The organism is Sulfitobacter sp. HI0129 (assembly GCF_001635395.1).
Classification (GTDB): Bacteria; Pseudomonadota; Alphaproteobacteria; order Rhodobacterales; family Rhodobacteraceae; genus Sulfitobacter.
On sequence record NZ_LWGH01000320.1, the window covers coordinates 1 to 7,641 of the forward strand.

The 7,641-nt window shown below is 62.9% G+C and carries 6 protein-coding genes and 2 tRNA genes; 7 read left to right on the plus strand and 1 reads right to left on the minus strand.

Annotated features, from left to right (window positions below; genetic code table 11):
• A partial coding sequence (gene tgt, locus A3764_RS07590; protein ID WP_067951418.1) for a tRNA guanosine(34) transglycosylase Tgt occupies positions 1-870 on the plus strand: 870 nt, incomplete at its 5' end.
• Between the two features lie 12 nt (positions 871-882).
• On the opposite strand, the gene A3764_RS07595 is transcribed toward tgt, so the two are convergent.
• Positions 883-2,058, minus strand: a complete 1,176-nt coding sequence (locus A3764_RS07595) for a sugar-transfer associated ATP-grasp domain-containing protein (RefSeq protein ID WP_067921779.1) — start codon at positions 2,056-2,058, stop codon at positions 883-885.
• A gap of 189 nt (positions 2,059-2,247) precedes the next feature.
• Here A3764_RS07595 and A3764_RS07600 point away from each other — a divergent pair, with 189 nt between their 5' ends.
• The 6 genes from A3764_RS07600 (at position 2,248) to A3764_RS07630 (ending at position 7,542) form a co-directional block, all read left to right on the plus strand.
• A complete protein-coding gene (locus tag A3764_RS07600) occupies positions 2,248-3,345 on the plus strand; it encodes an alkene reductase (RefSeq protein WP_067921777.1) in 1,098 nt (365 codons plus the stop codon).
• Positions 3,346-3,602: 257 nt separating this feature from the next.
• A complete protein-coding gene (gene lon, locus A3764_RS07605; protein ID WP_067921775.1) occupies positions 3,603-6,014 on the plus strand; it encodes an endopeptidase La in 2,412 nt (803 codons plus the stop codon).
• Between the two features lie 160 nt (positions 6,015-6,174).
• Positions 6,175-6,663 (plus strand): HU family DNA-binding protein, encoded by a 489-nt coding sequence (locus A3764_RS25930; RefSeq protein ID WP_236628127.1) that lies wholly within the window; start codon positions 6,175-6,177, stop codon positions 6,661-6,663.
• 62 nt (positions 6,664-6,725) lie between these two features.
• Positions 6,726-6,800, plus strand: a tRNA-Val gene (locus A3764_RS07620).
• A 59-nt stretch (positions 6,801-6,859) separates the two neighbouring features.
• On the plus strand, positions 6,860-7,423 hold the full coding sequence (locus A3764_RS07625) for a histidine phosphatase family protein (protein ID WP_067921762.1): 564 nt from the start codon (positions 6,860-6,862) through the stop codon (positions 7,421-7,423).
• Between the two features lie 43 nt (positions 7,424-7,466).
• Positions 7,467-7,542, plus strand: a tRNA-Val gene (locus A3764_RS07630).
• Positions 7,543-7,641: the final 99 nt, after the last annotated feature.

The following is a 7,641-nucleotide window of genomic DNA, read 5'->3' on the forward strand; positions in this document are numbered from 1 at the left end:
AAGCCGATCCTGACCGACAGCGGCGGCTTTCAGGTCATGAGCCTTGCGAGCCTGCGCAAGCTGACGGAACGGGGCGTGACCTTCAAAAGCCATATCGACGGCTCGAAGCATGAGATCACGCCGGAACGGTCTATGGAGATTCAGGCACTTCTGGGCTCTGACATCGTGATGTGCTTCGATGAATGCCCCGCGCTTCCCGCAGAGCGGGACCGGATCGCCGCCAGCATGGAGCTTTCCATGCGGTGGGCCGCCCGCAGCAAGGCAGCCTTCGGCAGCCGCCCGGGCCATATGCTCTTCGGCATCCAGCAGGGCGGGCTGGAGGAGGACCTGCGCCGGGAAAGCGCCGAGGCGCTGCGCGAGATCGGCTTTGACGGCTACGCCGTGGGCGGGCTGGCGGTGGGCGAAGGTCAGGAGGCGATGTTCGCCTGCCTCGACCACGCGCCGGAGCAGCTGCCGCAGGACAAGCCGCGTTACCTGATGGGCGTGGGCAAACCCGATGATATCGTCGGCGCCGTGGCGCGCGGCATCGACATGATGGACTGCGTGCTGCCCTCGCGCTCGGGCCGGACGGGGCAGGTCTTTACCCGCCATGGCGTGCTGAACATCAAGAACGCGCGGCATCAGGACGATCCGCGCCCGCTGGATGAGGGTTGCAGTTGCCCTGCCTGCCGCAGCTACAGCCGGGCCTATCTGCATCACGTCTTCCGCAGTCAGGAGATCATCTCCTCCATGCTGCTGACATGGCACAACCTGCATTACTATCAGGAGATCATGGCAGGCATGCGGCAGGCCATCGCCGCCGGGCGGTTCGAGGCTTGGCAGGCCGATTTCCATGCCATGCGCGCGGCGGGCGATATCGAACCGCTCTGACGCCGCGGACAGCTATTTCCGGCGCAGCAGCCGGGAGATGAGGTTGCGCCGTTTCGGCCGGGCATCGAAGTCATAGCCGAAGCTTTCGAAGAAGGCGCGCACCTCGGGGGTGAGCAGCCCCCTGCCGCTGGCGTATTGCGGCAGGTCGAAGCCGCCCCCGTAGTTGAGTTCGACAACAACGGGGCCGGCATCGGTGATCGCGATGTCGGTTGACTGATAGCGGATCGGTGCGAATGTCAGGGCCGCACGCGCGTTCATCTCGCGCAACTCGTCCCACAGCGGCAGGGTCATCCCCAGCAGGCCGGGCGTGTCCGGATGATCGGGCAAAAATTCGACCTCCGGCCCCGCGCGGCGCGCCACCGTTTCGATCTTCCCGCTGTCCACGTCGATGGAGCAGGCGAGGTTTCCGCCGCGCCAGAAGTTGTCCGCGATGTTCCCGCCCTGTGGCAGCTTGATGATCGCCATGGGGCAAAAAACCCCGTCGTCCTGTACGAGGTTGACCATCCGCACCGTCGCCAGTGCGCTCGCATAGGGAGTAAGGGCGCTGTGGGTATCGAGACGGCGCTGAAGCACATAGGCATTGTCGCCCACGATATCCGTCATGAAGGTATCATAGGTCAGCGCGGGCAGGCCGGTGCATTGCACATGGGTATCGTCCGCCGCCTCGACGCGGAAGGCGCCGAGGCTGACCATCCCGTCCACGATCTTGCCGAAGATCCCGCCTGTGGGATTTCGGCTCAGGAAGGCGCGCAGGTCCTCCGCCGTGGCGAGCTTGTCGATGCCGGGATAGATACGGGGGGAGCGGTCGATCACGGCGAGGGTTTCGGGGACGGTGACGCCCGCTGCCGAAAGCAGGGTGGCGGCCACGACCTTATCCTCGGCGGCGCCGGTCCAGCCCTGATTGTTGCACAAATGCGTGATGGGCCAGTGCAGGTTGTTGGAGATATATTGCGCGCGCATGGCGGGATCGGTCCGGTCCGGATGATGCAGCCCGTTGCGCAGATATTCGGCGAGGTTCAGGCGACTGGGCGGCCGGGCCATGGTGCGGAAGTCCTTGACCAGTTCCAGCACCGGGCGGCCCGTTGTCTTCGCCGCATGGGCGAGCAGATCCCCGTGCGACAGGTCGCGGGCCTGATTGTATTGCTGCTGGTCGCGGCTTCTCGCGTTCGTCGTTGTGCCTTGTGTCACGTGCCGTCCTGCCTTCTTTCGATCTGCCCTGCCACGCCAGAACCTTTCCCGCGCCCGCTGCGATGATCAAGTCTTTTCCCGACCAGAGTGGCAGGAGCCTTGTCCCAACCGACTGGCGGCCATGCGTTCCCTTGTCCTGCCGCCCGTCGCGCTTACTTGCGAGCCTACGCAATGCAAAAGGAGACCGTAATGTCCGCAAAGCTTTTCACGCCATATACCGCCGGTTCGATCGAGATGAAGAACCGCGTGGTGATGGCCCCGCTCACCCGGAACCGCGCCGACAACGACACCGGAGAGGTGGGGCAGATGCATGTCGATTACTATGCCCAGCGTGCGGGCGCGGGTCTCATCATCACGGAGGCCACCCAGATCTCGCCGGAAGGGAAGGGGTATTTCCAGACCCCCGGCATCCATACCGACGGGCAGGTCGCCGCGTGGAAGAAAGTGACCGACGCGGTCCATGCCGAGGGCGGGAAAATCGTCCTGCAGCTCTGGCACGTCGGCCGCATCAGCCATACGTCGCTGCAGCCCGAGGGCAATGCCCCGGTCGCGCCCTCGGCCATTGCCGCCGATGTAAAGACCTTCACCGCAAATGGATTCGAGCCGACATCGGAGCCGCGTGCACTGCGAACCGAAGAGATGCCCCGCGTGGTCGCTGACTACGTGCACGCCGCCGAAATGGCGAAGAAAGCGGGCTTCGACGGGGTCGAGGTGCACGGGGCCAATGGCTATCTGCTGGACCAGTTCCTGAAGACCGCGACGAACAAGCGCGACGATTCATATGGCGGTTCCGTCGAAAACCGGGCGCGGCTGCTGATGGAAGTGCTGGAGGCCGTCACAAAGGTCTGGGGCGGGGACCGCACCGGCCTGCGTCTGTCGCCCTTCTCGCCCGCCAATGGCATTTCGGACGAGGATCCGCAGGAAACCTTTGAATATGTCGTGCGCGAGCTGAACCGCTTCAACCTCGCCTATCTGCACCTCGTCGAAGGGGCGACGGGCGGCTCGCGTGAACTTGAAGAAGGCGAAAGCCTCGCCTCGCTGCGCAAGATCTTCGAAGGGCCCTATATGGCCAACAACGGCTACGACCGGCAGATGGCGATTGATGCTGTCGAAGAGGGCAAGGCCGATCTGGTGGCCTTCGGACGGCCCTATATCGCGAACCCCGATTTGGCCGAAAGGCTGGAACGCGACGCCCCGTTGAACGAGGGCGATTCAGATACCTACTACGGGGGCGGACGCGAAGGATATACCGATTATCCGACGCTTCAGGACATCGCGGCGCAGTAATCGCGATGCACCCTGGGGCCGCACAAGAACGCGCGGCCCCGCGGGCTGGTTCATGCCCGGACCACGTTAACTTTAGGCGCGCCCGAGGGCGATCCATTCTTGCAACGGACCCGCCGGGGCGGCATGTTGCATCGACCTCCCCCCGGCGGGGGATTGAAACCACTCGGACGGGTACACAGATATCTAACCGAAACAGGAGACGCGGAGGCTGCCTGATACAGGGGCCCGGATCGTCTTGCTAACATAAGGATAAGAGCATGTTAGAGCCTCTCAACGCATCCTACCCGGTCTTGCCGCTGCGCGATATCGTGGTTTTCCCGCATATGATCGTGCCGCTTTTCGTGGGGCGCGACAAATCGGTGCGCGCGCTGGAGGAGGTCATGGCCGACGACAAGCAGATTCTGCTGTCCAGCCAGATCGACCCCGGTGATGACGACCCCGATTCCAGCGGCATCTACAAGGCCGGTGTGCTGGCCAACGTCCTGCAACTGCTGAAACTGCCCGACGGCACCGTGAAGGTGCTTGTCGAAGGGCAGGCGCGTGTGCGGATCACCGAATATCTCGACAACGACAATTTTTTCGAGGCTCGCGCCGAATACCTGACAGAGATGCCCGGCGACGCGGCAACGACGCAGGCATTGCTGCGTTCGGTCGCCGATGAATTCGAGCGCTACGCCAAGGTCAAGAAGAACGTTCCCGAAGAAGCCCTGAGTGCCGTCAGCGAATCCGCTGAGCCTGCACGTCTGGCGGACCTCGTGGCCGGTCACCTCGGCATCGAAGTCGAACAGAAACAGGACCTTCTGGAAACGCTCAGCGTGAGCGAGCGGCTGGAGAAGGTCTATGGCCTGATGCAGGGCGAAATGTCCGTGCTGCAGGTCGAGAAGAAGATCAAGACCCGCGTGAAATCCCAGATGGAGCGGACGCAGCGCGAGTATTACCTCAACGAACAGATGAAGGCGATCCAGCATGAGCTGGGCGACGGCGAGGACGGCAAGAACGAGGTTGCCGAACTCGAAGCCCGCATCAATGAGACCAAGCTGAGCAAGGAAGCCAAGGAAAAGGCCGAAGCGGAACTCAAGAAGCTCAAGAACATGAGCCCGATGAGCGCCGAGGCCACCGTGGTGCGCAACTACCTCGACTGGATGCTGTCCATTCCGTGGGGCGTGAAGAGCCGCGTGAAAAAGGACCTGTCGAAAGCGCAGAAGGTGCTGGATGACGACCACTACGGTCTGGAAAAGGTCAAGGAGCGGATCGTCGAATACCTCGCCGTTCAGCAGCGTTCGACGAAGATGAAAGGCCCAATCATGTGCCTTGTCGGCCCTCCGGGCGTCGGTAAGACATCCTTGGGTAAATCCGTGGCGAAGGCGACGGGTCGCGAATTCATCCGCATCAGCCTTGGCGGCGTGCGCGACGAATCCGAGATCAGGGGCCACCGCCGGACCTACATCGGCTCCATGCCCGGCAAGATCATCCAGGCGCTGAAGAAGGCGAAGACCACGAACCCGCTCATCCTGCTCGACGAGATCGACAAGATGGGTCAGGATTTCCGTGGCGACCCGGCTTCGGCCATGCTCGAAGTGCTCGACCCGGAACAGAACTCGACCTTCGTGGACCACTATCTCGAAGTGGAATACGACCTGTCGAACGTCATGTTCCTGACCACGTCGAACAGCTACAATATGCCCGGCCCGCTTCTCGACCGGATGGAGATCATTCCCCTGTCGGGCTACACCGAGGACGAAAAGCGCGAGATCGCCAAGCAGCATCTGGTGCAGAAGCAGATCAAGAACCACGGCCTGAAGGCCAAGGAGTTCAGCATCGAGGATTCGGCGCTGACCGACATGATCCGCTACTACACCCGGGAGGCCGGCGTTCGGAACCTTGAGCGTGAGATCGCGAAAGTGGCGCGGAAGTCCCTGACCCGCATCGTCAAGAAAGAGGACGAGTCAATCACCGTGACGGATGAGAATCTCGGCGATTTCCTCGGCGTGCGAAAGCATCGCTACGGTTTGGCCGAAAAGGACGACCAGATCGGCGTGGTGACCGGGCTGGCCTATACCTCTGTCGGGGGCGAGCTGCTCCAGATCGAGGCGCTGCGCCTGCCGGGCAAGGGCCGGATGAAGACCACCGGCAAGCTGGGCGACGTGATGAAGGAAAGCATCGACGCGGCATCAAGCTACGTGCGCTCGATCTCGCCGAAGATCGGGGTCAAGCCGCCGAAGTTCGACACTTTGGACATCCACGTCCACGTGCCGGACGGTGCGACGCCGAAGGACGGGCCCTCTGCCGGTCTGGCCATGGTGACCTCCATCGTGTCGGTGCTGACCCAGATTCCCGTCCGCAAGGACATCGCGATGACGGGTGAGGTTTCGCTGCGCGGCAACGCCATGCCGATCGGCGGGTTGAAGGAGAAACTGCTCGCGGCACTGCGGGGCGGCATCAAGACGGTGCTGATCCCGGAAGAGAACGAGAAGGATCTGCCGGATATTCCGGACAACGTGAAAGAGGGGTTGAAGATCATTCCGGTTGCCCATGTCTCCGAAGTGCTGGAGCACGCGCTGGTGCGCAAGCCGGAGGAAATTGACTGGGACGAGGCGGCGGAAGAAGCTGCCGCCGCGGCGGCGCTGAAGGCCAAATCTTCCGAAGGTGGCTCAGCCACCACGCACTGACCCGGCCTCACGACAATCGAAAGGGCGTCCGCCATCCGGCGGGCGCCCTTTTCTGTGCGCACCGCTGACATTGAGGCAGCTGTTCTCAATTCAATGGAAATTCTCGCCCCGTCTCGCTAGATTGCCGCTATAACGAAAACAACATCAGGCGAGGCAGAGCATGAGCACATCGGCGAAATCCACACCCAAACCCCGCACCAAATCGAAAACCGCTGCGTCGGCGGCCAAGGCCGCGGCATCTGCGAAAACGCCGAAATCCGCTGCGCCTGCGGAGGCACCTCTGTCGGCGCTCGACGGCGCAACGCCGGTCGCGGCGAAACGGGCCGAAGCCGCGGTGGTCGAAAGCCCCAAGTCCGTCATCATGGGGCCGGTCATGCGGCGCAAGCAGTTGGTCGACGCCGTGGTGGAACGTTCGGGCACCAAGAAGAAGATCGCCAAGCCGGTCGTCGAAGCCGCGCTGTACGTGCTGGCCGAGGCGCTGGCCGATAACCGCGAACTGGCCCTGCCGCCGCTCGGCCGCGTCAAGATTCGCAAGGAGCGCAAGCTTGCCAACGCGCGTATCCTGACCATCAAGCTGCGCCAGTCCCTCGGGGCCGACAAGGCAAAGCCGGAAGACATGGGCGAAGAAGGCAAGGGCGATAGCGACTGATAGGGCAAAATCCTGCCACCCCCCTTGCAAGAGAGGCGGCGATTCAGTAATTCGCACGGCACGGGTGATTAGCTCAGTGGTAGAGCGCTTCGTTCACATCGAAGATGTCAGGAGTTCAAATCTCTTATCACCCACCATCCACCCTTTTTGTTGACCGGCCTGCTATCCATCCCGGTCCCCGTGCAGAGACGCCGGATTGAGAGACTTTCCCGAACTTCTGATCCTGCGCCACGGCGAAACGGAATGGAATGCCACCGGCAGGCTGCAGGGCAGTTTCGACAGCACCCTGACGCCCGAAGGGGTGGCTCAGGCCGCGCGCCAGCGCGCCCTACTGTCCCGCCTCGACCTGACCGGCTATCGCGCGATCTCCAGCCCGCAGGGCAGGGCCTTTCGCACGGCGGCGCTGGCGCTCGACGGTTTGATCGATGAAATACATACCGATGACCGTCTGCGCGAAATCGGCCTTGGCACCTGGGCGGGCCGGGATCGGGCCGAACTGATGGCCGAAACAGGCGCAGAGGACGGTTTTGCCCTCTACGAACTGGCACCGGGCGGTGAGGGGTTCGGCGCCTTGGCGCGCCGGTGTGAGGGGTTCCTCGCCGATCTTACAACGCCCGCCATCGTCGTGACCCATGGGATCACCAGCCGGATGCTGCGGCTTCTGCTGACCGGATCGACCCCCGAACGGCTGCGAGATATGGGCGGCGGGCAGGGGGTCGTCTACCGCGTATCGGGCGGAAGGCAGGAACTCTTGTCATAAAGGGCTTGAAGCCCGCCACCTGCTCGGGCTAAGACACCCCGGCGGGTCGTTAGCTCAGTTGGTAGAGCGCTTCGTTTACACCGAAGATGTCGGGAGTTCGAGCCTCTCACGACCCACCAAAATCCCCCCTCTCGCTACTCTCCGATTTCCGCGCGCCCGCGCGCCATTCCCCTTCTCATGATCCGAAATACTTCGGGGGTCCGGGGGCTGGCCCCCGG

Excerpts from the sequence above, each read along its gene's own strand:
- A3764_RS07600 (WP_067921777.1), top strand. The coding sequence starts at position 2,248 with ATGTCCGCAAAGCTTTTCACGCCATATACCGCCGGTTCGATCGAGATG.
- lon (WP_067921775.1), top strand. The coding sequence starts at position 3,603 with ATGTTAGAGCCTCTCAACGCATCCTACCCGGTCTTGCCGCTGCGCGAT.
- A3764_RS25930 (WP_236628127.1), top strand. The coding sequence starts at position 6,175 with ATGAGCACATCGGCGAAATCCACACCCAAACCCCGCACCAAATCGAAA.